Raw genomic sequence first — 22,768 nt, forward strand, 5'->3', positions numbered from 1 at the left:
TCGATAAGAGGATTTGCTTATCTCACTCCATTATTTGATTAAAAGGACGTCGTGCATCCTGCAGCCATGGAATACGCCTATCGTTCGGGTATAACAGACAAAAGCGCGTCGCCAGACGATGCGCCTCGGCCAGGTCCCTCTGCTGCAACGCCAGCAAGATCTGCGTGAAGGAGACATTCGGGTCCGGTTGAACACGCACATAGTCAGGCGCCCAGCGGCGAACGGCTGCCAGCCAACGCTCATCGCGGGTATGTTGATATCGTTGTAGATACCCCATCTGGACATCAAACCGGTAGCGGGTGGCAAGCAGCCAGCCTCCTACAGGAAGAGGTTCGGCCAGACGCCACTGCGTCGATTGTCGCTCCGCCAGCGTCAGTTGCTGTTGTGTCTGCAGCGTGAGAAACAACAATGGAGTGATGACAGCAACCGCGATCGATGCCACGGCACGCAACAGCGACGCCAGGGTGAACGGCAGCCGGGCCCCTTTTCGCCGGCAGTCTGCGCAACGAAGCAACAAAATCAGCAGTAACCAGTGTGGCGTTGACTGCCTGACGGGGTATTCCGTCAACATATGGATAACCACGGGTAGCGCCGCCACCAGGCAGGCGCGATGCCAGCGATTGCCGTATAGCCAGAGCCATAAACCACTTGCCATAAAACAAAGCGCTCCTACCAGCCCAACCAGCCCTCCCTCCACCAGCCACAGCGCCAGTTCGTTATGCGGATGCGAGATGCTGCTCAGCCCCAACGGCCCCGCGCGTTCAAGAAACACGGCGGCGAAACTGCCCACGCCCCATCCTGTCCACGGACGTTCGGCAAATAATGCCAGCGATGCTTTCAACACCGTCCAGCGCACCTGGGAGGTCGTCAGGTGATTAACCGTCACCACCGACAAGAAATGGCGGGCAAGCGCGCCAGCAATCATGCCTATCGCCAGCGGCAGCAGGAGTAACAGCAGCGTACGGCGCTGCGCAGGAAAAACAGCCAGCAGCAAGGCCTCGCCTACCGCCACAGACAGGTAACCGGTTTGCGACTGAGACTCATGCAGAACAAATCCCATTATCACCAGAGCAATCGCGATGATAATTCGATATCCGCCACGTAGCCGTAAATAGAGCAATGCTGACAGCAGCACGCCACACGCCGTGAAGCTGGCCATCAGATTAACCTGCTGAAAAATACCGTAGGGGCGCGTACCGCGCCGCCAGGCAAACTCCCAGTAATTCACTCCCGGCCAATGCCAGTATTGATAGGTAAACGCCAGACATTCGAGGACGCACGCGCCCCAGAGCAGAGCCAACAGTAGTGTCAGCGTGTTTGTCGTAAGCGGAATTTGCAACGTCGCCAAATAGACGAGCACGCCTCCTGACAACGCCCCCGCCACCAGCAGCGCCTCGGACCGCCAAACCTCAGGCGTCAATAGACAAAGTAGCGTCAGAATGAGCGCGCCCATCGTAAACCCCGCGGCGGGTATAGTTATCCGCCAGCGTTGACGGGGTACCAGCATCGATGCGCTAGCTGCCAGCACAACGGCATAAATCCAGGCCGTAATATTTAGCGGCAACGACAAACCGCTGCCTCCGTTATTCGGCCAGTAGAGATGCATTGCCCCGCCCCAGAACAGCAGACTGACAACGAGCAATACTTTCTGCGCCGGCAGCGGCGCAATACGATGCAATGCGTTCATCATGCTACTGGTAGTTCAGCGTCCAGGTCCCGCTGGCGCTGAAGGGGCCGTATTCGAGAGTCTGATTTTTTATCGCCGACGGTTCCGCCGCGACCCATGCCAAAAAGTTCAGCGTCATCGAGCCTTCAGTAATCTCTTTGACTGATGTGCTTTCATCAAGGCGGATTGCCGTACCATCCTCTTCGCTCATTCCAATGCCGATTCCGGAGGCGCCTTGTTCACTGCTATCCAGCGCCAGATGATCCGCCAGCTCCGCATCTTCACTGCCGCTGAAAGTGACCGAGATCCCGCGAAAAACCTCCGGGTTGCAGTCGCGTAACTCAATGCTGAATTTTTTTGGCTTACTGCGCCCCGAGAGATAGAGATCCTGCGTCGCGATTTGCCCGAAATCGACCTCGATTTTATCGCCTCCTGGCGCAAGACTGCAGGCCAGCGCTCGAACGGTGCCGTGAAAATACATATCGCCGCCGACCAGCTTAGTATCGGCCTGCGCCATGCCGCCAAGCAGTAGCGCGCTGGTCGCGATTAACGCCGTAAATCTCATGGCATCCCCCTACTGAAACTGCGCGACTACGGTGGCAGAGGCTTCAAACTCACCTTCTTTCACACTACCCACACCCGGTTTTGCCACCGGCGCGGCGGTAAGATTCCAGTCGCCCTGGTTCTGGTAAAACCCCTTCACGTTGTAGAATTGATTGGGCACGACGGTGCCGCCGCTCGCGTCTTTAATCACGATGCCAAGGTCGTCGCGCTTTTGTCCGCCGCTCAGCGTGCCGAGGAGATGATCGTTAAACCCCGCCGTGCCTGACGCCGTGGTAGTTTGTACGCCAAGATTAATGTTCAACGCGCCCTGATCGAAGCTTCCCCCCTCGCAGACCACATGAATGGGGATCGACTTGCTGTAGTTGGTGCCGTTGAGCCGGGCGGCGGAGCCTGGCAAATCGCCAAATTCAATGCTGATTTTGTCCCCGCGATTGAAGGTGCATTTATCCGGCACGGTAATGAGCCCGGATTTAATGACCACACGGGAAATTGGCGTTGTCGGCGTAGGGCCAGCGCTACCCAGACGTCCAGCAACCTCCACCAGCGACTGAGAGGTGATATTGATGCCGTTAATAATGGGTTTAGTGACAATAAACGTCACTTTTCCTTTAGAGCCACTTTCAATGTTAGTGGCTCGCTCGTAGCCCTTGCGCTTTTTGCAGCTGTGGTCGTTGTAGCGATTCGAAAAGTTGGTGAACGGCGCCTGAACATAGTTGTTATACCGCCCGGCGACCCATACCTGGACTTCCACATCCAGGTACTCATTCAGACGAAAACGGTTCGCTCCCTGATTAGAAGGCGGCATGGTGGTCGTGGTGGTGTAGTAAATCGGCTGTCGCGAGATGTCGGCCTGCTCACAATGAAAATCCACGACATACCAACTGCCCAAATTCCAGGTGAACGGATCCGTTCTGCCGCCCTCGTGGTTTTTGCTGACATCCAGCGAGCTCAGTTCAATATCGTACTGATGCGGCGAACCGCCCTGTGGTTCTCCCTCACCGAGGGTAAATGCCTGCCCGGCTAGCGGACAGCCCGCCAGGGCGACCCACAGCAGTGCTTTGTGCAATACGCTCATAGATACTCCAGCTTAAGTCTGACCAGACCGTTAAATTCGCCAGCGGTCACCTCCTGCCCAAAAGATTCCAGCGCGGCAAGAAAGTGAATCGCGTTATCGCCCGGTTTGAGGATCCACATGCGTTGCGGTTGATTCAGGTGGATCAACTGGTTGCGTTCGGTCAGTAGCCGAATGCCCGCGCCGCGCACATCGCCGCGAATCCGCCCAAGATCGCTGTTTTCCGGCGCGCCTTCGGCCATCAGCGTCATTGAAACGCCACGCTCCACCGTACTGTGCGACAGCTCAGGGAGCTCGCTGGTCTGCCCAGGGAAGTCCTTTAACGTGTGCCCGGAGCCTTTTAAGCAGCCATTCAGGTGCAGCGTCACCAATACCGGATCGCTGCGATCGCCGCTCTGGCGAAAGCGGCTGGCGGAAATATCGCCGAGATCGATGGTCTGATCGCGTGAAGCCATATCCAGCACGCACGGCGAAACGAAAACCCGGCCATGAAAGCGGACGTTGCCATACTCGCCGGAAACGTTGCTCATATCATGGCGGCCGCTTGTGGCCTGAACCGTGCAGGCCATGCCTGCCATCAGCAGAGCGCAAAGCATCTTTTTCATTTACGAGTCCTTTACCGGGGCTGTTGCTCCATCGGCAATGCTTTACACACATTGCCTGTGCAGCTGAATTTCAATTCAGGGTGACCGCCAAAATCGTTCACGTACATCATGCTGAACTGGCTGACGCTGGCGTCCGATACCTTGAAATCGAGAGAGGATTTCGGCGAGATCATAATCCCCGGGAAATCAGTCAGTCTGCCGCCGCCCTGGGCTTCAGGTTTGCGGCTTAAGCCGATTAAGGTGACGAAGTATGGCGTTGGGTTATCCACGGTCCAGCGCTGACCCTGCTTGTGAAAGATCAGTTGGTTTTGCCACACCGCTCCCGGCGTTTCCGGCACGATAGCTGTCGGCCGATAGAACAATTTGATTCGCGACTGCATCGCCAGCTGCAGCACGTTCGGCTTATCCGGTTTTGGCGGAATTTCACGCACGTTCAGATAGAAGAGACTCTCGCGATCCTGCGGCAACGCGTTAATTCCGCTGGTTTTCGTCACGCGGGCGATTCCCTTCTGCCCACCGTTAATCCGTTGCAGCGGCGGTAAGACCATTAATGGCGAGGTAATTTTTGTGCCGTGGGCATCTTCTACCCACGACTGAGCCAGAAAGGGAATGCTCGGGCTGGTGTTGGTTAAGTTCGCACTTACCGAGCGCGCATCGCCGGTGATGATCATGCGGGTACGGTCGAGCGCAATACCCGCCCATGAAGCATTGATCTGGGCAATAAAAAACAGGCCACAGGCCACGGGTTTAAGCCAACGCTGGGCGAAATTAAAAGCTTGATTATTCATGACAAAATTCATTCAGGTTATTGAAATTATTCACAAGGCAACAGTACGTTGCCTTCCGGGTTGATTTGTTGCGGCACCTGCAGATGACACTGCGCGCGGCCAGCCCAGGCAACGGAAAGACGCTCGGAAGGATTCACCCCAGCAATCCAGGCCATGCCGTTTTCCATCACCATGGCGACGCTGACGCCGTTGGCGTTAAACACTTCGGCGCCAAACGGCGGCATCGAGCCATCCTTCAGGCGCAGCAGCGCCATCATTTTTTGCCCTTGCGCGACGGCAAAGCGCTGGTAGCCAATGGCGCCTTCCGTCAGGGTGTTAGTCACGATCGCTTTGGTCGCGGAAATGTCCTCGTCCATGGCGTCCACATCGATACGCGTATCAAAGCTGTGATAGCTGACGACATCCGGTACGACGGCAATACCGAAGCGATTTGAGTGCGCCTGTTCGCCGTTAAGCGGCACATTGGCAACGCCATCGGTATCAACCATCACTCTGGCGGTATTCATTGACGCCTGGCTGTTATGTAGCGCCGCGCCGTGACGCGTCGCCGTAAAGCCGCCGCGTACCGTGCCGCCAACGGAGAAATAGCGTGATTGCTGCCAGCTGACGTTGGATTCCAGTTCCGCCATCATGCTGCGGTGCTGGTAATAGCCATCAAATGCCGTATGACCTTCCCCGGAAACCCCTGCGCGCAAGCGCCACGGATTGTTACGATCGCGGTTATCGGAATACGAAACCATTTGGCTGGTCTGGTTACCGCTGTTCTGTAATTCATAATCCATAGAGCGGCCATCGCCCCATGGCACTGAAATTGAAAGCGAGAGACTGTCGTCGCGTTTGCCCTGATACTCAGAGCGATAAGCCGCAAGGTTGGCGCTGATCCCCTGGATACCCGCGAAGGAAAAACTGTGTCCCATCGATAACCCGTAACGATCCTGGGAACCGCGATCCCAATAGTTCTGGTGGGTATAGGTGAGGTAGAGCGTGGTCGCTAAATGCGGATCGTCAGCAAAAAATGTTTTGTTGCCGGTAACGGTGTACATCTCTTTTTCGTTGCCGGCGCTGTTGTTACTTTCATACTGCTCGTCGAGAAACTGCGAGAAGGTGCGGAAGTTACGCTGTGAAAAGCGGTACCCGGCAAAGGTAATCGCGCTGTTGTACTCATCAAAGGTTTTGGCATAGCTGAGCTTAAAGGACATGCCTTTTTGTTCAGCCTGATGCTTCACCCGACTCACGGATTGCGTCGCATCTGCCGACAGCGCTCCCAGCCAGCTTAAATCCCGTCCAATCCCCATCGACCAGGCGTTGTAGCGCTCGCCGGTGAGCAACGCGCCGCCGTACAGTGACCATGCATTGCTCACCCCCCAGGAAAAATCGCCGCTATAAAACGCAGGGCCCTGAACGTCGTGGTTATAACGCGATGGCTTGCCGACCGCGGCGTTGTAGCGAACATAGCCCGGGCGCGTCAGGTAAGGAATATCAGCCGTATTGACCTGAAAAGTTTGTACGCTGCCATCCTGCTCTTCGACCCGCACATCCAACGTACCGCGTACCGAGCCGTGCAGATCCTGAATATTAAACGGCCCCGCAGGAACGGTGGTTTGATAGATAACACGGCCCTGCTGACTGACGGTAACCTTCGCATTACTACGGGCGATGCCGTGCACTTCAGGCGCGTAGCCCTGTAAATTTGGCGGCAGCATACGCTCGTCGCTGGCAAGGTTGACCCCGGTGAAGCGCACCGAATCAAAAACCTGAGAATTCAGATAGATTTCGCCGACCGTCAGTTTTGCAGCCTGCATCGGTAACGGGCGATAAGCATAGATCTGATCCCAGTCGATACGCCCATGATTACCATCTGAAGCGTAATTGGCCTGATACTGGCCACGAAAACGCCATGCGCCGAGGTTAAAACCTGTCTGCCCATAGCCGGACAGCGAGCGATAATGATCGCCGCCCTGTTCGTAATGCGTGGCCTGCCCTGAGATGCTGTAGTCAAAAATCAGCCCGGCGACGCCGTTATCCCAGCGCTCCGGCGGCGTCCAGTCTGGGTCGGTATATTTCATCCATGCCTGAGGCACGGTAATGTCCAGTACGCCTGCGCTATTATTCAGCGCCACACCCGGCAGGCGGGAAATGTCATAGCAGTTTGCGTTAAGCGGATGAATATGGGTCAGCGCCTCTTCTTTGAGCGCCAGTAATTCGAGTTGTTGCGCCGTCAGACACGCCATAGATTTATGTGAATTGGCCGGATCTGCGATATAACGGATTGACTGTTGAGGAATCTCCTGGCTGTTAATACGAACATCCAGCAGATATTCTCCGGGAGCCACAAAGTTGCCTTCGGAAAAACGCTGTAAATCGACATTGTGCCTGTCGCTGGCATCCAGTACGTCGGTATTAAATTCAATGGCCTCATCCGCTTCAGCCCATGAAGCGGCGCAGACCAGAGCAACAAAAAGCGCCAGACGTTTTTTATCTGTTTTCAGCGTGATCATTTTCGTTCGCAACCTTCAGATACCCGAATTGCAGTGCAGCTCAGAGATAATTCACAACAAAATGCGTGACCGCAGTAAATTCGCCAGATGTCATTCTTCCATCGCGGGAGATCAAATAAGCCGTAAATTTGAGCGTATTTTTTCCTGGGTTAAGTACATAGTCCGGTGATGGTTCGCCCAGGTGAATTTGCTGTCCTTTGCTGTCGTATATTTCTATCGCTAAATTTTCAGTTTCCGATTGCACGCTCAAATAATCTGGATTGTCGCTATCGGCTGCGCCGGAAAAGGTAATATTGGCGCGTTGAAACACATTACCGGGATGTTGAGAATCCCCTAGTGAGCATCCCAGCAAATGAATGCTGAAATCATGCGCAGATACTTTTTCAGGTTTTCCGGAAATATCTCTGGCTGAGAGGTCATCAAATTCAACCAGTAGCGACCGGTCGCGCGGATCGACATAACAAGCAGCTTCAATAATATTTCCCCGCATACGCATTTTTCCGGGCGTACTGACAAGACGGTTGGTGTCAGCCAAAACCCATGCAGGCGATATAAAGATAAAAAGCAGTAAAATACGCCATCCAGGCATAACCGCATTTCCTTTCAGTTATTCGCAGGAAGGGTTAAGCAGGCGCGTTAATGCGCCCGCTGCAGATCGTTACTGATAATCGATCTGGAAATTAACGGTAGATTCAAAATCACCCGGAGTTACCGCTGCAGATGCGTTGTTTGCCTGCAGGTAAGCGACGAAATCAATGTCGGTTTCGCCATCGGTAATGTTGACCTGAGAGGCAGCTTTACCCCACTCAACATCCTGGTTGCCGCTGTCAACCATACCGATGCCTGCGCCCTTGGCGGTACCAGAGGTGAAGGCGGCTAGCGCGTTGTTGTCGGCATCAATCGTTGCCGGGGTATAAGTCACAGTAGCGGTTTTTGCGACAGTCGTATCGCAACCCTGCAGAACAATTTTGGCATGTTTAACGCCAGCACGTTGGTTGTCTTTTAACTGAGAAGTTGGGATCTCGCCAAAATTCACCTGCACCGGGCTGGATTCTGGCGCCAGACCACATGCGGAATTAACGAGAGAGCCGGTGAAGTGGATTTTACCGTTAGTCGGTTCAACATTTTTTGCAGCGAAAGCAGAAGATGCAGTAAAAGTCATTCCCGCCATCAGCGCACAGGCCACAGCCACGTTTTTCATTTTCATATTACTACTTAACCTTATATCTGTTTTTTGGTTATTCCGACGATCTATTTCCGCAGACAATTCCTGCCCGGGAAAACCCGATCTCGCGGTAGCGGCAGTGCATATCCTTGCAAACAATCCATCTTAAACCGCACCGTATTTTGAAGTTCATTGGTATTCCATCAGAAATACCGTCCACAGTCGTTTACGCTGTTTCGGGGCTTATATTAAGTCGACGAAAAATTGACACAATGCCAAAATACGGAATCAATCAAACTCAGGAAATCGTGTTGCTTTCCCGTCTGCAGATCGATCTTTTACCTAAAAATCAGCCAAAAAACACGCACCCAACAGTTTTAATATCTATTATTTATGGTTTTTATAGAGCTTTTAACTATCAACTATTTTTTAATTTAGAACAGATAACTGGCAAAATATATTTATAAAATATTTTTAAAAATTGAAAGGGATACCAAAAGTGAGTGCTGACAATAAGATAGTGAAAGAAAGGAAGGAGAATGAATGATTACATAAAGAATATTAAAATATTGTTATGTAAATGATAATAAAGCGATCTATGGCACAACCTCTTTTTATAAATGAATTATGTTATGCTGTTGCTTCCCCCACTCGAATGCGAGATATCCTGCTTTAAAGGAGACATCAGTGATTTCTCATATACCAATAAACAAAATTAAATCCGTAATTATTGGTGATGGTTTAGTTTTCAGACCACTTAAAAATACCCTAAAAGACGTGGCATCTGGTGAAATAGCCACATTGAATAATGTGGCCACACAATTACTGCTCTATTTGTTGCAAAATGGTAAAGAGATATCTTCGCGCGATGAAATTCTGCTGAATGTTTTTCAGCAGAATGGCGCCAGAGCGACGGATGCGAATCTTAACCAGCACATTTCATTTTTGCGCAAAGCCATTACGTCAACAGGTCATCCTGCAGAACTCATCGTTACCATTCCTCGTATTGGATTTCGGATGGGCGACGTCAATATCAATATTCAGCAAATGGAAGAAGCGCAAACGGCCGCCAGAGTTGCCTATGTTGCATCGACGCCGAGGAGAAAGAAACCAAACCGGTGGCCTGTCGCTATCACAGCGTTAATTACCAGCATCGCCGTGCTGGCAACAGCGTGGTTAACATGGATACCCAATCATATAGCCATGACGGACGCGGCTATCTTGCGAACCATCGACTACGAGCAATGCCGTGTACATATATTAGGAAATGCCCTCACAGACACGATAACCGAAAAGAAGGCGCTGGATATTTTCAAGTCCGTGGGGATTAGCCCCAACTGCTCGCACCCTAAAGACCTGTATCTTAATACCTGGGCGAGCAACCATAACCTGGTTGATTGGTCGTTTGCCGCTGAATGCGGCCTCAACCTCGGCTATTACCATTGCATCAGCCAGTATCGCCATCATGAGGAATGATATGAAGCAGGAAAGCGATCACTCTTTTTTACTCTGGTCAGTCGTAATTGTCATTATTGGGCTGGCCGCTATCGCTTATTTGATTATCACTGGGAATGCTAAAAAACAAGAAATCAGTTTTTCCTGCTCCTCGGAATTCACGTCGATACTCGACATCCAGAATACCAAAAAGGAACTCCACGGAATCATGCTGATTACCAGCTACAACTCCGGGCACCTTTCATTATCAGTGCAAGGAAAGCTCAAAAGCGATGACGGCGAGTTTGCTGTAAACCGAAAATTGTTCTTTCGGTATGCTCGTCCGCTTGGACATACTGCCGGCGTTTTCATGCTCACTCCCGAGGGACGCGAAAAATCCCCCGATGATGAAGCAACGGACGCTGTCGATTATCTCTTCTTCGACGCTTACGAACGTGCCGACAAGCTGTATATGTTAAAGCGGCTGAATGAGGAAACGGTTCTTATTGGCGATAACTTTTCACCCCGCTTTGCCTGCGTAATGAATCACTTCGCGGATTAATCACCTTCTGGATATGCGTCGGGTTAAGGATGACCTGATGTATCTCTAAATATGAATGGCACGATTATGCGAGATACTTACAGTAAGACAACATGTGAAGCCGTCAGGCGACTTCATCAGGATATAGCAGACAGTGAAGTTTATCAGATGTCCATGTACCCGAAGGAGCGTGTAGTGGCGCAGCGTGGGGTTATTCTGGGGCAGAATGCCCCCTTATTCGTTGGGATAAGAAAATTCAGCAGTGACTAGATGTGACTCTGATTTATCAGATTGGACGTCATACGCGAAGTTATACCTCTTTCCAGATGTAAACTTAAATCCGAATACAGGAAGACAGTCACCCTTCGGTATATAAACAGGCTTGTCATCCAAAATCTTGTGAAGAGAGTCGCTATTATCGCTATTGATTTGAATAGCAGTGATCCGTTCCTGTGGCTCCAGTGGTGACACCACACAAACTTGATTATCTTTGATTAATGCCGTTGTAGATTCACGATCTACCATTCGATCGCCAGGCCCCGGACATCCCGTTAAGAGAAATACAACACCCAGCAACATTTTGTTCTTCATGTTTAACGCCCCTTCCCTGTTACGATTTTCTGGTAAAGCGAAGGGACATCCTGCAACATATCTACGCCCCTGTACATCCCCATGCGCCCCGATCTCTGATAGTAGGACCACTTACTTATCCCATAAACCAGCAGTAACCAGTAATCAGCTAAAATAGAGGCTTGCTGTTCAAGAGAGTAATCGGTGAGTTTTTCTTTATCCAGCTTGTAGGTATATTCAGCAGCCCAGCTAAAAGCTCCCCGCATTCTCACCCATTGTCCGTGCTGGTGTTGCCAGACATGCCCCAGCTCATGGATGAAAACATATTTATCTTCGATGAAAACTGAGTTTGCAGAAAAGTCTTCCCTGTACATCGACTTTCTGTACCACAACTCCCCGTTGGGAGTCATCGCATAATTTTGTTTCTGTAGTCCAAATGGTAAATAGCTGTCGCAATGAATCCAGACACGGCTATAAACTATCGAATCACCGAATACCCTACGAGCCATTGCTATCTCGCCTAACGTCATCCGGCGTAATGTTCCTTCCTCTGCCTGGGCGCTCATAAACAGTCCTCCTTGTATGTTTTATATCAGGGTATCCAGGGGGCATAAAATGCGCAACTAACAGATTTTGTGCAATAGAAACCATAAAGCCCCGTTGGTGATACAGCAACAAGCGGAGCGTAACAACTTCATTAGATTGTCTGATAGATCACACCTTATCAGGGTGCTCGTGTACCTTTCGGAGCGTGAGCGAAGCGCTGGCAGAGTTGAATCTGTAGCTATCTATCCACCTGTTTATGAGGCTGTGCAGCCTTTACATTGGGCTTAAATGCGTGTGACCAATCTGTCGATGAAATGACAATGCCCAGTTAGGTTTTTGTTCACGTTGTACTATCGCGGTATGACTCTGGAACTGCCGCCAACGTTAAGTTTAACTTTCATCTAACCGTTAACTTCACGTGACAACTAACAGTGTATTTTTGAGTGGTACTACGAGAGATTGCTTATATATACGGGGTCAGTAACCTGTTTCAAAAACAGCAAGTTACAAAACATGCGTGACTACAAGAGAAATTCTGGAGCGGGCGAAGGGAATCGAACCCTCGTATAGAGCTTGGGAAGCTCTCGTTCTACCATTGAACTACGCCCGCGAAGAGGTGCGAAAAGCATTATAGACCTTACGTACCCTGTGGCAAGCCCGGATTGGGCTAACTGCTGATAAAATAACCTTTTAGCACTTAGGCTTACTGCCTTGCGGCGGCAGATAACGCAGCGGGTCGATGGCCGTGGCGCGATAGCGAATCTGGAAATGCAGCCGTACGGAATCGGCGTCCGTACTGCCCATGGTCGCAATCTGCTGGCCAATCTTCACGCTCTGGCCGTTGTTAACCATCATCTTATCGTTATGCGCATACGCGGTGATGTAATCCTCGTTATGCTTAATCATGATCAGGTTGCCGTAGCCGCGCAGCTGGTTGCCGACGTAAACCACCTTACCGGCGCCAGCGGCGTAAACCGGCTGGCCGCGGGTACCGGCGATATCAATACCTTTATTGCCGCCATCGCGGGTGGAGTACGGCATCACCACCTTACCGCTGGTCGGCCAGCGCCAGCAGCGCTGCCCCACCGGCGGCCATGAGGACTGCGGCACCGCCGATGATGGCGTTACGGCGGCTGTGCGGGTGCTGGAGGATTTTTTCCCGGCGGTGCTGCTTTTTGCTTTCGAACCGCCATTAAGTTTCAGTTTCTGCCCGACTTCAATAGTGTATGGCGGAGAGATGTTATTCAGGCGCGCCAGATCGCGTACGCTGGTGCCGGTGCTACGGGAGATCGCATACAGCGTATCGCCGCGCTTCACGGTATAGGTGGAACCAGAATCCGATGTGCTGGAACAGCCGGCTAACACCAGGCTACCAAGCAGCATCATCGCGATATAAAAGCGTGTTTTCATCAGGCGTCCTGCACTCAACGGTTTCTCATCTCGGCGTCATGGACGAATATCATACCAGCCCGAGGGACGATCCCCAATGTCCTACGGTTTTTCTACGACCTCTACTCCCTTCGGCGCGCTAAATGGATAGCCTCCGGCAATAATATCCATCAGCGCCGGGAGATACGACATCGACGGTAATTTCACCAGCGCCGGATAAAATATCTGCGGCGAGGGGAAGACATCAACCACATAGCAATGAGGCAGTTTTTCAGCATTCACTTCCGAGGATGGCAACAATGTCGCCGCTTCCAACCCGCCCTCCAGCCAGTCGAGGATCACCCCTGGTTGGGTAATATGCATAATCACTTTCGCGCTGACGCCGGATTTACGAAACAGGTCCATCAGCATCTCATAGGTGCCGGAATCTTTCGCCCGGTGAAGCAGCACCAACGGCATCGTCGCCAGCGCGTTATAATCGAAGGGGTTAGACGGCGACTGCGGCAAACATTTTTTATTAATGACGGCTACCAATTTTATCGGGTCGAAGGAGACATAATCGAAACCCTCACTACGGTAGGGACGCTGTATTAAGGCCAGGTCGATAGCGCCTTCATTTAATAACGTTTCCAGATGACTTGAATCGGTCACCGAGATATTTATTGCCGTCTCTGGATTTCGCCGATAGAGCTCCATTAATAAAGGCTGAAAATAGTTTTGATAAAGATGCGTTAAGCCAACGCGCACTTCCGCACGGGTCTTTTGCGCAATATCGGCCGTTTCCCTGGCGGTATCTTCCACCTGGCGTAATATTTCACACCCCTTACGATAAAGAAAATAGCCTGCTTCCGTTGGTTCAATACGGTTGCCGCGGCGTTCAAAAAGCGACACCTGCAGCTCTTCTTCCAGCTCTTGTATCCGCTTACTGAGCGGCGGCTGCGCCATGTTGAGCGATTTCGCCGCCTGGCTAACCGAGCCATGTTCGACCACCCGGCAAAAATAGCGTAAGCGTTTCAGATCCATTATCTAACCCCTCTTTATCTGCAGGTCAGTATTGCACTAATGGTATCAAAGAAAAAGCCGCGGAAAATTCCTCTATTTTAATTAATCATTTCTTAACAGCTTTTTAAATTAAACCTTTTTGATCTACTGAGCATCCGGTAAACGGTATTTGTTTAATTAGTCGAACAAAAATATTGTGCGGTTAGCGAAATTGCTTTCCCAAAGGAACACTCATGGCACACTCAGATAAAAAAGCGCCGTCATCGGTGCATGATTTACGCTCTGCCCTGGCGCTATTAAAAACGCTACCGGGCGAATATGTTGAAACCGATACCGAAGTCGATCCCCACGCCGAACTCTCCGGCGTTTATCGCTACGTGGGCGCCGGTGGTACCTGCCAGCGTCCGACGCGTAAGAACGGCCCGGTGATGGTATTCAACAACATCAAGGGCTTCAACGACATCAGCGTAGCCATCGGTCTGAACGGTTCACGCCAGCGCGTCAGCCAGTTCCTGCAGTGTGAACCGGCGAAACTGGGCCACCTGTTAAAGGACTCCGTTGAAAATGCCATTGCCCCGACCATGGTGCAGGGCGCGGCGGTATGCCAGGAAGTGGTGCACCTCGCCAGCGATGATGATTTCGATCTGCGCAAGCTGCTGCCTGCGCCAACCAACACCGAAGAAGACGCTGGCCCGTATATCACCATGGGCCTGTGCTATGCCTCCGACCCGCAAACCGGTGAATCCGATATCACCATTCATCGTCTGTGCGTACAGAGCCGCGATGAGCTCTCAATGTGGCTGACGCCGGGCCGCCATATCGATGCCTTCCGCATGAAGGCGGAAGCGGCGGGACAGCCGTTGCCGATCTCGATTAGTATCGGCGTGGACCCGGCTATCGAAATCGCCGCCTGCTTTGAACCGCCGACCACTCCGCTGGGCTTTGATGAGCTAAGTATCGCCGGCGCGCTGCGCGGCCATCCGGTGGAGATGGCGCAGTGTAAAACCATTAATGAAAAAGCCATCGCCCACGCCGAAATCGTTATCGAAGGCGAACTGCTGCCGAACGTACGCGTGCGTGAAGATCAAAACACCAATACCGGCCGCGCCATGCCGGAGTTCCCTGGCTATACCGGCGAAGCCAAAGCGGCGATTCCGGTCATTAAAGTTAAAGCGGTTACCCATCGTATCAACCCCATCTGGCGCACCACCGTCGGGCCAGGCGAAGAACATGTCAACATGGCCGGGATCCCGACCGAAGCCAGTATTCTCGATATGGTAGAACGCGCCATGCCGGGCAAATTGCTCAACGTCTTCGCCCACTCGGCAGGCGGCGGCAAGCTGCTCGCGGTGCTGCAATTCAAAAAATCGTCTCCAGCCGATGAAGGCCGCCAGCGCCAGGCTGCGCTACTGGCATTCTCCGCCTTCCCGGAACTCAAACACGTTATTCTGGTAGATGAAGATGTTGATATTTTCGATAGCGACGACGTGCTATGGGCGATGCAAACCCGTTACCAGGGCGATGTCGATACCGTGGTGATCCCTGGCGTACGCTGCCATCCGCTCGACCCGTCGCAGGTGCCGGAATACAGCCCCAGCATTCTGCAGCAGGGAATGTCGTGTAAAACCATTTTCGACTGCACCGTACCGTTCCATCTGAAGCACAACTTTGAGCGCTCTAAGTTCAAAGCGGTTGATGTAAAACGTTTCCTGCCGGATTTCGAATAAGGGCAAAGACCATGACACCACGCATCATCATTGGCATTAGCGGCGCGTCCGGATTCCAGTACGGCGTCAAAGCGCTGGAGCTTCTGCAGCCGCTGGCGGTAGAAGTGCACCTTGTGGTCTCCAAAGGTGCGGAAAAGACCTGCGAGCTGGAAACGGACTACCGCTTAGACGAAGTGATGGCGCTGGCTGACGTGGTACACCCGATTAACCACCTGGGCGCATCTATCTCCAGCGGATCGTTTAAAACGCTGGGGATGTTAGTCGCCCCCTGCTCGATGCGGTCATTGGGCGCTATCGCCCACTGTCTCACCGATAATCTGCTCACCCGCGCGGCGGACGTGGTGCTGAAGGAGCGCCGCCGGCTGGTGTTGTTAGCACGCGAGACCCCGCTCAATCTCGGCCATATACGCAATATGGCGGCGGTTACCGAGATGGGCGGCATCATCTTTCCACCGGTTCCGGCGCTCTATCAACGCCCGCAAAGCGCAGATGACATTATTACCCATAGCGTGAACCGCGCGCTCGACCTCTTTGATCTTGAGGTCAATAACATCCCGCGTTGGGGTGAAGGCGCGCTGCATTACGCGTAACAGGAACTCGCAATGTTAATTGGTCCATATGTAAATGGTTCCGCCGTGATTATCGGCGGATTGATCGGCGCAATGGCCGGAGGCAAACTTCCGGAACGCGTCAAAACCGCGCTACCGATGACCTTTGGTCTCTGTTCCGTCGGCCTGGGCATCACCCTGGTGCTGAAGGTGAAATATATGCCGGCGGTAGTGCTGGCGATGGTACTCGGCGCTTTCCTCGGCGAACTGCTGCATCTGGAAAAACGCATCGGCAGCGCGGCGGGTTCAACGCGCGGCTTGATTAATAAAGTTTTGCCGCCCGTTCAGGGGTTAGGCCATGAAGAGTTCACCGAAAAATTCGTCGCTATCCTGGTGCTGTTTTGCGCCAGCGGTACCGGTATTTTCGGCGCCATGACCGAAGGTATGAGCGGCGATCCGTCAATCCTGTACATTAAAACGATCCTCGATCTGTTCACTGCCGGGATATTCGCAACCCTGCTGGGCTACGCGGTGATGACCATCGCTATCCCGCAGATCGTTATTCAGGTGGCGCTGGCGATGCTGGCGGTATTTATTCTGCCGATGATCACCCCGTCAATGATGGCGGATTTCTCCTGCGCCGGTGGATTGCTGATGGTAGCGACCGGGTTGCGCATCTGTAACATCAAGCTTTTCCCGGTCGCCAACATGCTACCAGGGCTTGTTTTGGTAATGCCTTTCTCCCATTTATGGGCTACCCTAGTGGCCTGAGTACATGACCCGGCGGGTTTGTGCCGGGTCATTTATTTTTTTCAGGAGTCGTCATGGCCGGGGAACACGTCATTTTGCTGGATGAGCAAGATAAACCCACAGGTATGCTGGAGAAGTATGCCGCCCACACGCTCGATACCCCTTTGCATCTCGCGTTTTCCTGCTGGTTGTTCAATGAGCAAGGCCAGTTCCTGGTCACGCGCCGTTCGCTTAGCAAAAAAGCCTGGCCCGGCGTGTGGACTAACTCGGTGTGCGGACATCCGCAACAGGGCGAGACCTTCGAACAGGCCGTCACCCGGCGCTGCCGCTTCGAACTGGGCGTCGAGATCGCTGATATTGCCCCCGTCCACCCGGCTTTCCGCTACCGCGCCGTCGCCCCGAATGGCATCGTCGAAAACGAAGTGTGCCCGGTTTTTGCCGCACGCGTGGTCAGCGAACTACAACCGAATGATGATGAAGTCATGGATTATCAGTGGGTTGAGCTGCCGGAAATGTTAAGCGCGCTGGCTGCTACCCCGTGGGCCTTTAGCCCGTGGATGGTGCTGGAAGCCAAAAACAAAAACGCGCGTCAGGCGTTGATAGACTTTGTCGCGCGTTTACGCGCGTAACCGCGAGTGACGAGCATTAAAGACCCAGGCTACGCCAGAGACGAAGCTTGACATCAGACATAAAAAAACCCGGCAAGCCGGGTTTTTTGCTTTTCGCGAAAAGCGATTATTTTTGCGGACGCATCGCCGGGAACAGAATAACGTCGCGGATGGTGTGGCTGTTAGTGAACAGCATCACCATACGGTCGATACCGATACCCAGACCGGCGGTCGGCGGCAGGCCGTGTTCCAGCGCGGTGACGTAGTCTTCGTCATAGAACATCGCTTCGTCGTCGCCGGCGGCCTTCGCGTCAACCTGATCCTGGAAACGCTGCGCCTGGTCTTCGGCGTCGTTCAGCTCGCTAAAGCCGTTACCGATTTCGCGGCCGCCGATGAAGAATTCAAAGCGGTCGGTGATTTCCGGGTTCACGTCGTTACGACGGGCCAGCGGAGAAACTTCTGCCGGGTATTCGGTGATGAAGGTCGGCTGGATCAGATGCGCTTCCGCCACTTCTTCGAAGATCTCGGTCACGATACGGCCCAGACCCCAGCTCTTCTCAACTTTGATGCCGATAGACTCAGCGATCGCTTTCGCGGAATCGAAGTTATCCAGATCCGCCATCTCGGTTTCCGGACGGTATTTCTTAATCGCTTCACGCATGGTCAGTTTTTCGAACGGCTTGCCGAAATCGAAAGTCTGATCGCCATAAGGCACCGCGGTATTACCGAGGATGTCCTGCGCCAGGGTGCGGAACAGGGATTCGGTCAGCTCAATCAGATCTTTATAATCCGCATACGCCATATAGAGTTCCATCATGGTGAACTCTGGGTTGTGGCGAACGGAGATCCCTTCGTTACGGAAGTTACGGTTGATTTCGAAGACGCGTTCGAAGCCGCCAACCACCAGACGCTTGAGGTACAGTTCCGGCGCGATACGCAGGTACATGTCCAGATCCAGCGCGTTATGATGGGTGATGAACGGACGCGCGGAAGCGCCGCCTGGGATCACCTGCATCATCGGGGTTTCCACTTCCATAAAGCCGCGGCCAACCATGAACTGACGGATGCCAGCCAGGATCTGCGAACGTACTTTGAAGGTGTTACGGGATTCGTCGTTGGAGATCAGATCGAGGTAACGCTGACGGTAACGCGCTTCCTGATCCTGCAGGCCGTGGAATTTGTCCGGCAGCGGGCGCAGGGCTTTAGTCAGCAGACGCAGCTCGGTGCAGTGGATGGACAGCTCGCCGGTTTTGGTTTTGAACAGCTTACCGCGGGCGGCGATGATGTCGCCGAGATCCCATTTTTTGAACTGATCGTTGTAGACGCCTTCCGCCAGGTCATCGCGCGCGACGTACAGCTGAATGCGGCCGCCGACATCCTGCAGGGTAACGAAAGACGCTTTACCCATGATACGACGGGTCATCATGCGGCCAGCAACGGCCACTTCGACATTCAGCGCTTCCAGCTCTTCGTTTTCTTTGGCATCGAAGTCAGCGTGCAGTTGGTCAGAGGTATGGTCACGACGGAAATCGTTCGGGAATGCGACGCCCTGCTCACGCAGCGCAGCCAGCTTCTCACGACGGGTTTTCAGTTCATTATTAAGGTCAATTGCCGCGTCAGCGCCCTGTGCTTGTTGTTCAGACATGTTGGTTCCTCATAACCCTGCTTTCAAACTTGCTTCGATAAATTGGTCCAGGCTGCCATCGAGCACCGCCTGAGTGTTGCGGGTTTCCACCCCGGTGCGCAGATCTTTAATACGCGAGTCGTCCAGCACGTAAGAGCGGATCTGGCTGCCCCAGCCGATGTCGGATTTGTTATCTTCCATCACCTGCTTCTCGGCATTTTTCTTCTGCATTTCCAGCTCATAAAGCTTCGCTTTCATCTGCTTCATGGCCTGGTCTTTGTTCTTGTGCTGCGAACGGTCGTTCTGACACTGCGTCACCAACCCGGTCGGGATGTGGGTAATACGCACCGCGGATTCCGTACGGTTAACGTGCTGACCACCGGCGCCGGACGCGCGGTATACGTCGATACGCAGGTCGGCTGGGTTAATTTCGATATCGATATCGTCATCAACTTCCGGGTAAACGAACGCCGAGCTAAAGGAGGTATGACGGCGGCCGCCGGAGTCGAACGGGCTCTTACGTACCAGACGGTGAACGCCGGTTTCAGTACGCAGCCAGCCGTAGGCGTAATCGCCCATGATTTTGATGGTCACGGATTTAATGCCCGCGACTTCACCTTCGGATTCTTCGATGATTTCGGTCTTAAAGCCGCGCGCTTCCGCCCAACGCAGGTACATGCGCATCAGCATGCTGGCCCAGTCCTGGGCTTCGGTGCCGCCGGAACCGGCCTGAATATCAAGATAGCAATCGGCGCTGTCATACTCGCCGGAGAACATGCGGCGGAACTCAAGCTGCGCCAGCTTCTCTTCCAGCCCGTCCAGCTCGGCAACCGCTTCGTTGAAGGTCTCTTCGTCTTCGGCTTCTACCGCCAGCTCCAGCAGTCCGGCGACATCTTCCAGACCCTGGGTCATCTGATCCAGCGTTTCGACGATAGCTTCCAGAGAAGAACGTTCTTTACCCAGCGCCTGTGCGCGCTCAGGTTCGTTCCAGACGTCCGGCTGTTCCAGCTCGGCGTTTACTTCTTCGAGACGCTCTTTCTTCGCATCGTAGTCAAAGATACCCCCTAAGAACGTCGGAGCGCTCCGTGAGGTCCTGAATGCGGTTTTTTACCGGATTTATTTCAAACATGGTCGGTTTCTTTTAATGGATTTGTCAAAATGCGGTGATAAGAGCGGAATTCTACCGGATTCGCGCCCTTATTAATACACTGTTGTCAATTTGGCCAGAGGTGATCGATGATCAGCTGCAGGCTACGGTTGCCGCGGAACTCATTGATGTCGAGCTTGTAGGCTAACTGTACTTCACGCACGCCGTTATCCGGCCAAATGGAAGTATCGATGTTGAAGGCAATACCGTCCAGCAGCGGCCCGCCGTCAACCGGTTCGACCATCACCTTCAGGTGACGCTCGCCCACCAGCCGCTGCTGCAGCAGGCGGAAACGGCCATCAAACAGCGGTTCCGGGAACATCTGCCCCCATGGCCCGGCATCGCGCAGCATCTGCGCCACTTCCATGCTCATCTCCGCCGCCGCCAGCGGGCCGTCGGAAACCACCTCGCCCTGCAATAATGCGGGATCCAGCCACTCGGTCACCAGCTCGCCGAAGCGCTGTTGAAACTCCTCAAAACGCGCCTCTTCCAGCGATAAGCCCGCCGCCATCGCGTGGCCGCCGAACTTCAGGATTAGCCCAGGATAAAGCGTATCAAGGCGCTCCAGCGCATCGCGCATATGCAGCCCCTGAATAGAGCGGCCAGAACCTTTGAGCGTGCCGTCGCCGGTAGGCGCAAAAGCGATAACCGGGCGATGGAAGCGCTCTTTAATCCGGGATGCCAGAATGCCGACCACCCCCTGATGCCATTGCGGATGGTACATCGCCAGCCCGCCGGGCAGGGTTTCGCTACTGCGTTCCAGTTGCTGACACAGGGTCAGCGCTTCGGCCTGCATCCCCTGTTCGATCTCTTTGCGCGTCTGGTTAAGCGCATCGAGCTCACTGGCCAGCACCCGCGCTTCGCCGATGTTATCGCACAGCAGCAGCGCGACGCCGACGGACATATCATCCAGCCGCCCCGCAGCGTTCAGGCGCGGCCCGAGGGCGAAACCGAGGTCGCTGGCGGCAAGCTTTTGCGGATCGCGGTTAGAAATTTCCAGCAGCGCTTTAATGCCTGGCCGACATTTTCCGGCGCGAATGCGGCTTAACCCCTGCCAGGTCAGGATGCGGTTGTTGGCATCCAGCGGCACGACGTCCGCAACGGTGCCCAGCGCCACTAAATCCAGCAGCTCGGCAAGGTTTGGCGCGGCGATACCGCGGGCCTCGAACCAGCCGTTATCTCGCAGGAAAGTGCGCAGCGCCAGCATCAGATAAAACGCCACCCCAACCCCGGCCAGCGATTTTGACGGGAAGTCGCAATCGCGCAGGTTAGGGTTAACGATGGCCTCCGCCGCTGGCAACGTCTCGCCCGGAAGGTGGTGATCGGTCACCAGCACCGGAATGCCCAGCGCATGGGCATGATCGACGCCGCTATGCGATGAAATACCGTTATCGACGGTCATGATCATCTGCGCGCCGCGCGCGTGCGCCTGATCGACCACTTCCGGGCTTAAACCATAGCCGTCTTCAAAACGGTTCGGCACCAGATAAGAGACGTTGCCGTAGCCCAGCGCGCGCAGCGCCAGCACGCTAAGGGCGGTACTGGTGGCGCCATCGGCGTCAAAATCGCCGACCACCACAATATGTAACCCTTTCTGGAAAGCGTCATGCAGCATTTCAACGGCTTTTTCAACGCCGGTGAGTTGCGTCCATGGCAACATGCCTTTGACGCCGCGCTCCAGCTCCTGCGCGCTGCGCACGCCGCGGCTGGCATACAGCCGCTGCAGCAGCGGCGGCAGGTCGGCGGGAAGGTCGACGCCGTCAACCGCCTCGCGGCGGCGTAGTTGTATCTGTTGTTTCACGCGAATCAGTTACCGCTTGTCTGTTTTTGATGCTCGTCGAGGAAAGCTTTAAGCTCTTTCGGCCCCTGATAGCCTGGCAGCACCATACCATTGCTAAGGACCATCGCCGGGGTACCGTTGACGCCCATCTGTACGCCAAGCGTGTAATGTTTAGCGATATCCACATTGCAGCTCGCCGGCTGTACGCCCTTACCGTTCATGGCGTCATCCAGCGCTTTGTTGCGATCTTTCGCACACCAGATCGCTTTCATGTCCTGCTCGGCCTGGCTTTGCAGCCCCTGACGCGGGAAGGCCAGATAGCGCACGGTGATCCCCAGCGCGTTATAGTCGCTCATCTGCTCGTGCAGCTTGTGGCAGTAGCCGCAGGTGATGTCGGTAAAGACGGTAATGACATGCTGCTCCTTCGGCGCTTTATAGACAATCATCTCTTTGGATAAGGCGTTCAGCTTGCCGACCAGCAACTGGTTGGTGACGTTAACCGGCTGCGCGCCGCTGACGTCGTACATCGGTCCTTGAATAATGTGTTTACCATCGTCAGTGACGTACAGCACGCCGCTGTCGGTAAGCACCGTGCTCATCCCGGAAACCGGCGACGGTTGGATATCGGTGCTCTGCACACCCAGTTTCGCCAGCGACTGTTTGATCGCCGCGCTATCGGCATGCGCCGCGCCGGAGAGCGAGGCCGCCAGCAGGGTGAACATCAATAAACCTTTTTTCATACTC

At 53.7% G+C, this 22,768-nt stretch carries 22 protein-coding genes and 1 tRNA gene; 6 read left to right on the forward strand and 17 right to left on the reverse strand.

Features of this window, described 5'->3' with window-relative positions:
- Positions 1 to 22: 22 nt before the first annotated feature.
- The 8 genes from AC22LX_RS11175 to AC22LX_RS11210 form a co-directional block, all read right to left on the reverse strand.
- On the reverse strand, positions 23 to 1,690 hold the full coding sequence (locus tag AC22LX_RS11175; RefSeq protein ID WP_045391951.1) for an O-antigen ligase family protein: 1,668 nt from the start codon (positions 1,688 to 1,690) through the stop codon (positions 23 to 25).
- A 1-nt stretch (position 1,691) separates the two neighbouring features.
- Complete coding sequence (locus tag AC22LX_RS11180) at positions 1,692 to 2,231, reverse strand: fimbrial protein (RefSeq protein ID WP_045391954.1); 540 nt, start codon at positions 2,229 to 2,231, stop codon at positions 1,692 to 1,694.
- A 9-nt stretch (positions 2,232 to 2,240) separates the two neighbouring features.
- Complete coding sequence (locus AC22LX_RS11185) at positions 2,241 to 3,305, reverse strand: fimbrial protein (protein WP_045391956.1); 1,065 nt, start codon at positions 3,303 to 3,305, stop codon at positions 2,241 to 2,243.
- A complete protein-coding gene (locus AC22LX_RS11190) occupies positions 3,302 to 3,907 on the reverse strand; it encodes a fimbrial protein (protein WP_045391958.1) in 606 nt (201 codons plus the stop codon). Before AC22LX_RS11190 ends, AC22LX_RS11185 begins: the two co-directional genes overlap by 4 nt.
- A gap of 11 nt (positions 3,908 to 3,918) precedes the next feature.
- A complete protein-coding gene (locus AC22LX_RS11195) occupies positions 3,919 to 4,695 on the reverse strand; it encodes a fimbrial biogenesis chaperone (protein ID WP_045391961.1) in 777 nt (258 codons plus the stop codon).
- 26 nt (positions 4,696 to 4,721) lie between these two features.
- Positions 4,722 to 7,193: a fimbria/pilus outer membrane usher protein gene (locus AC22LX_RS11200; RefSeq protein ID WP_045391963.1), complete on the reverse strand. Its 2,472-nt coding sequence runs from the start codon at positions 7,191 to 7,193 to the stop codon at positions 4,722 to 4,724.
- A 40-nt stretch (positions 7,194 to 7,233) separates the two neighbouring features.
- The gene (locus tag AC22LX_RS11205) at positions 7,234 to 7,782 is read right to left on the reverse strand and encodes a fimbrial protein (RefSeq protein ID WP_045391965.1); all 549 of its coding nucleotides are present in this window, start codon (positions 7,780 to 7,782) and stop codon (positions 7,234 to 7,236) included.
- Positions 7,783 to 7,851: 69 nt separating this feature from the next.
- Entirely contained in the window at positions 7,852 to 8,400 is a 549-nt protein-coding gene (locus tag AC22LX_RS11210) for a fimbrial protein (protein WP_015369827.1), read from the reverse strand.
- A gap of 645 nt (positions 8,401 to 9,045) precedes the next feature.
- Between AC22LX_RS11210 and AC22LX_RS11215 the strand changes: the two genes are divergently transcribed.
- Complete coding sequence (locus AC22LX_RS11215) at positions 9,046 to 9,834, forward strand: winged helix-turn-helix domain-containing protein (RefSeq protein WP_045391968.1); 789 nt, start codon at positions 9,046 to 9,048, stop codon at positions 9,832 to 9,834.
- 1 nt (position 9,835) lies between these two features.
- Positions 9,836 to 10,354, forward strand: coding sequence for a FidL-like protein (locus tag AC22LX_RS11220; protein WP_045391971.1), 519 nt, complete (start codon positions 9,836 to 9,838; stop codon positions 10,352 to 10,354).
- Positions 10,355 to 10,567: 213 nt separating this feature from the next.
- Here AC22LX_RS11220 and AC22LX_RS11225 read toward each other — a convergent pair whose 3' ends face one another.
- From AC22LX_RS11225 to AC22LX_RS11245, 5 genes are all read right to left on the reverse strand, one after another.
- Positions 10,568 to 10,924: a putative T6SS immunity periplasmic lipoprotein gene (locus AC22LX_RS11225; protein ID WP_045391973.1), complete on the reverse strand. Its 357-nt coding sequence runs from the start codon at positions 10,922 to 10,924 to the stop codon at positions 10,568 to 10,570.
- Positions 10,925 to 10,926: 2 nt separating this feature from the next.
- Positions 10,927 to 11,469, reverse strand: a complete 543-nt coding sequence (locus AC22LX_RS11230) for a type IV secretion protein Rhs (protein WP_045391976.1) — start codon at positions 11,467 to 11,469, stop codon at positions 10,927 to 10,929.
- A gap of 516 nt (positions 11,470 to 11,985) precedes the next feature.
- A tRNA-Gly gene (locus AC22LX_RS11235) sits at positions 11,986 to 12,059 on the reverse strand.
- Positions 12,060 to 12,139: 80 nt separating this feature from the next.
- Positions 12,140 to 12,859, reverse strand: coding sequence for an amidase activator ActS (actS, locus tag AC22LX_RS11240; protein WP_045391979.1), 720 nt, complete (start codon positions 12,857 to 12,859; stop codon positions 12,140 to 12,142).
- A gap of 81 nt (positions 12,860 to 12,940) precedes the next feature.
- The gene (locus AC22LX_RS11245) at positions 12,941 to 13,861 is read right to left on the reverse strand and encodes a LysR family transcriptional regulator (RefSeq protein ID WP_045391982.1); all 921 of its coding nucleotides are present in this window, start codon (positions 13,859 to 13,861) and stop codon (positions 12,941 to 12,943) included.
- A 212-nt stretch (positions 13,862 to 14,073) separates the two neighbouring features.
- Here AC22LX_RS11245 and AC22LX_RS11250 point away from each other — a divergent pair, with 212 nt between their 5' ends.
- The 4 genes from AC22LX_RS11250 to idi are packed head-to-tail and all read left to right on the forward strand — an operon-like array spanning position 14,074 to position 17,494.
- Positions 14,074 to 15,567 carry a UbiD family decarboxylase gene (locus AC22LX_RS11250; protein ID WP_045391985.1) on the forward strand — a complete coding sequence of 498 codons (1,494 nt, stop codon included), beginning with the start codon at positions 14,074 to 14,076 and terminating at the stop codon, positions 15,565 to 15,567.
- 11 nt (positions 15,568 to 15,578) lie between these two features.
- Positions 15,579 to 16,157: a UbiX family flavin prenyltransferase gene (locus AC22LX_RS11255; RefSeq protein WP_015369800.1), complete on the forward strand. Its 579-nt coding sequence runs from the start codon at positions 15,579 to 15,581 to the stop codon at positions 16,155 to 16,157.
- 12 nt (positions 16,158 to 16,169) lie between these two features.
- Positions 16,170 to 16,886: a DUF554 domain-containing protein gene (locus tag AC22LX_RS11260; protein WP_004144724.1), complete on the forward strand. Its 717-nt coding sequence runs from the start codon at positions 16,170 to 16,172 to the stop codon at positions 16,884 to 16,886.
- 53 nt (positions 16,887 to 16,939) lie between these two features.
- Positions 16,940 to 17,494 carry an isopentenyl-diphosphate Delta-isomerase gene (gene idi / locus AC22LX_RS11265; protein WP_015703418.1) on the forward strand — a complete coding sequence of 185 codons (555 nt, stop codon included), beginning with the start codon at positions 16,940 to 16,942 and terminating at the stop codon, positions 17,492 to 17,494.
- A 106-nt stretch (positions 17,495 to 17,600) separates the two neighbouring features.
- On the opposite strand, the gene lysS is transcribed toward idi, so the two are convergent.
- The 4 genes from lysS to dsbC form a co-directional block, all read right to left on the reverse strand.
- A complete protein-coding gene (gene lysS / locus AC22LX_RS11270) occupies positions 17,601 to 19,118 on the reverse strand; it encodes a lysine--tRNA ligase (RefSeq protein WP_015369798.1) in 1,518 nt (505 codons plus the stop codon).
- Positions 19,119 to 19,127: 9 nt separating this feature from the next.
- Positions 19,128 to 20,226, reverse strand: a protein-coding gene (gene prfB / locus AC22LX_RS11275) for a peptide chain release factor 2 (RefSeq protein ID WP_108418699.1) whose coding sequence is annotated in 2 segments (ribosomal slippage) — positions 19,128 to 20,150 and positions 20,152 to 20,226 — 1,098 coding nt in all. Because the reading frame shifts where the segments join, the coding sequence is not laid out codon by codon here.
- 85 nt (positions 20,227 to 20,311) lie between these two features.
- Positions 20,312 to 22,045 (reverse strand): single-stranded-DNA-specific exonuclease RecJ, encoded by a 1,734-nt coding sequence (gene recJ, locus AC22LX_RS11280; RefSeq protein WP_045391988.1) that lies wholly within the window; start codon positions 22,043 to 22,045, stop codon positions 20,312 to 20,314.
- Positions 22,046 to 22,050: 5 nt separating this feature from the next.
- On the reverse strand, positions 22,051 to 22,764 hold the full coding sequence (gene dsbC / locus AC22LX_RS11285) for a bifunctional protein-disulfide isomerase/oxidoreductase DsbC (protein ID WP_045374003.1): 714 nt from the start codon (positions 22,762 to 22,764) through the stop codon (positions 22,051 to 22,053).
- Positions 22,765 to 22,768 lie beyond the last annotated feature (4 nt).

The organism is Klebsiella sp. PK01, assembly GCF_057624675.1.

Excerpts from the sequence above, each read along its gene's own strand:
- AC22LX_RS11175 (WP_045391951.1), bottom strand. The coding sequence starts at position 1,690 with ATGATGAACGCATTGCATCGTATTGCGCCGCTGCCGGCGCAGAAAGTA.
- AC22LX_RS11180 (WP_045391954.1), bottom strand. The coding sequence starts at position 2,231 with ATGAGATTTACGGCGTTAATCGCGACCAGCGCGCTACTGCTTGGCGGC.
- AC22LX_RS11185 (WP_045391956.1), bottom strand. The coding sequence starts at position 3,305 with ATGAGCGTATTGCACAAAGCACTGCTGTGGGTCGCCCTGGCGGGCTGT.
- AC22LX_RS11190 (WP_045391958.1), bottom strand. The coding sequence starts at position 3,907 with ATGAAAAAGATGCTTTGCGCTCTGCTGATGGCAGGCATGGCCTGCACG.
- AC22LX_RS11195 (WP_045391961.1), bottom strand. The coding sequence starts at position 4,695 with ATGAATAATCAAGCTTTTAATTTCGCCCAGCGTTGGCTTAAACCCGTG.
- AC22LX_RS11200 (WP_045391963.1), bottom strand. The coding sequence starts at position 7,193 with ATGATCACGCTGAAAACAGATAAAAAACGTCTGGCGCTTTTTGTTGCT.
- AC22LX_RS11205 (WP_045391965.1), bottom strand. The coding sequence starts at position 7,782 with ATGCCTGGATGGCGTATTTTACTGCTTTTTATCTTTATATCGCCTGCA.
- AC22LX_RS11210 (WP_015369827.1), bottom strand. The coding sequence starts at position 8,400 with ATGAAAATGAAAAACGTGGCTGTGGCCTGTGCGCTGATGGCGGGAATG.
- AC22LX_RS11220 (WP_045391971.1), top strand. The coding sequence starts at position 9,836 with ATGAAGCAGGAAAGCGATCACTCTTTTTTACTCTGGTCAGTCGTAATT.
- AC22LX_RS11225 (WP_045391973.1), bottom strand. The coding sequence starts at position 10,924 with ATGAAGAACAAAATGTTGCTGGGTGTTGTATTTCTCTTAACGGGATGT.
- AC22LX_RS11230 (WP_045391976.1), bottom strand. The coding sequence starts at position 11,469 with ATGAGCGCCCAGGCAGAGGAAGGAACATTACGCCGGATGACGTTAGGC.
- actS (WP_045391979.1), bottom strand. The coding sequence starts at position 12,859 with ATGAAAACACGCTTTTATATCGCGATGATGCTGCTTGGTAGCCTGGTG.
- AC22LX_RS11245 (WP_045391982.1), bottom strand. The coding sequence starts at position 13,861 with ATGGATCTGAAACGCTTACGCTATTTTTGCCGGGTGGTCGAACATGGC.
- AC22LX_RS11250 (WP_045391985.1), top strand. The coding sequence starts at position 14,074 with ATGGCACACTCAGATAAAAAAGCGCCGTCATCGGTGCATGATTTACGC.
- AC22LX_RS11255 (WP_015369800.1), top strand. The coding sequence starts at position 15,579 with ATGACACCACGCATCATCATTGGCATTAGCGGCGCGTCCGGATTCCAG.
- AC22LX_RS11260 (WP_004144724.1), top strand. The coding sequence starts at position 16,170 with ATGTTAATTGGTCCATATGTAAATGGTTCCGCCGTGATTATCGGCGGA.
- idi (WP_015703418.1), top strand. The coding sequence starts at position 16,940 with ATGGCCGGGGAACACGTCATTTTGCTGGATGAGCAAGATAAACCCACA.
- lysS (WP_015369798.1), bottom strand. The coding sequence starts at position 19,118 with ATGTCTGAACAACAAGCACAGGGCGCTGACGCGGCAATTGACCTTAAT.
- dsbC (WP_045374003.1), bottom strand. The coding sequence starts at position 22,764 with ATGAAAAAAGGTTTATTGATGTTCACCCTGCTGGCGGCCTCGCTCTCC.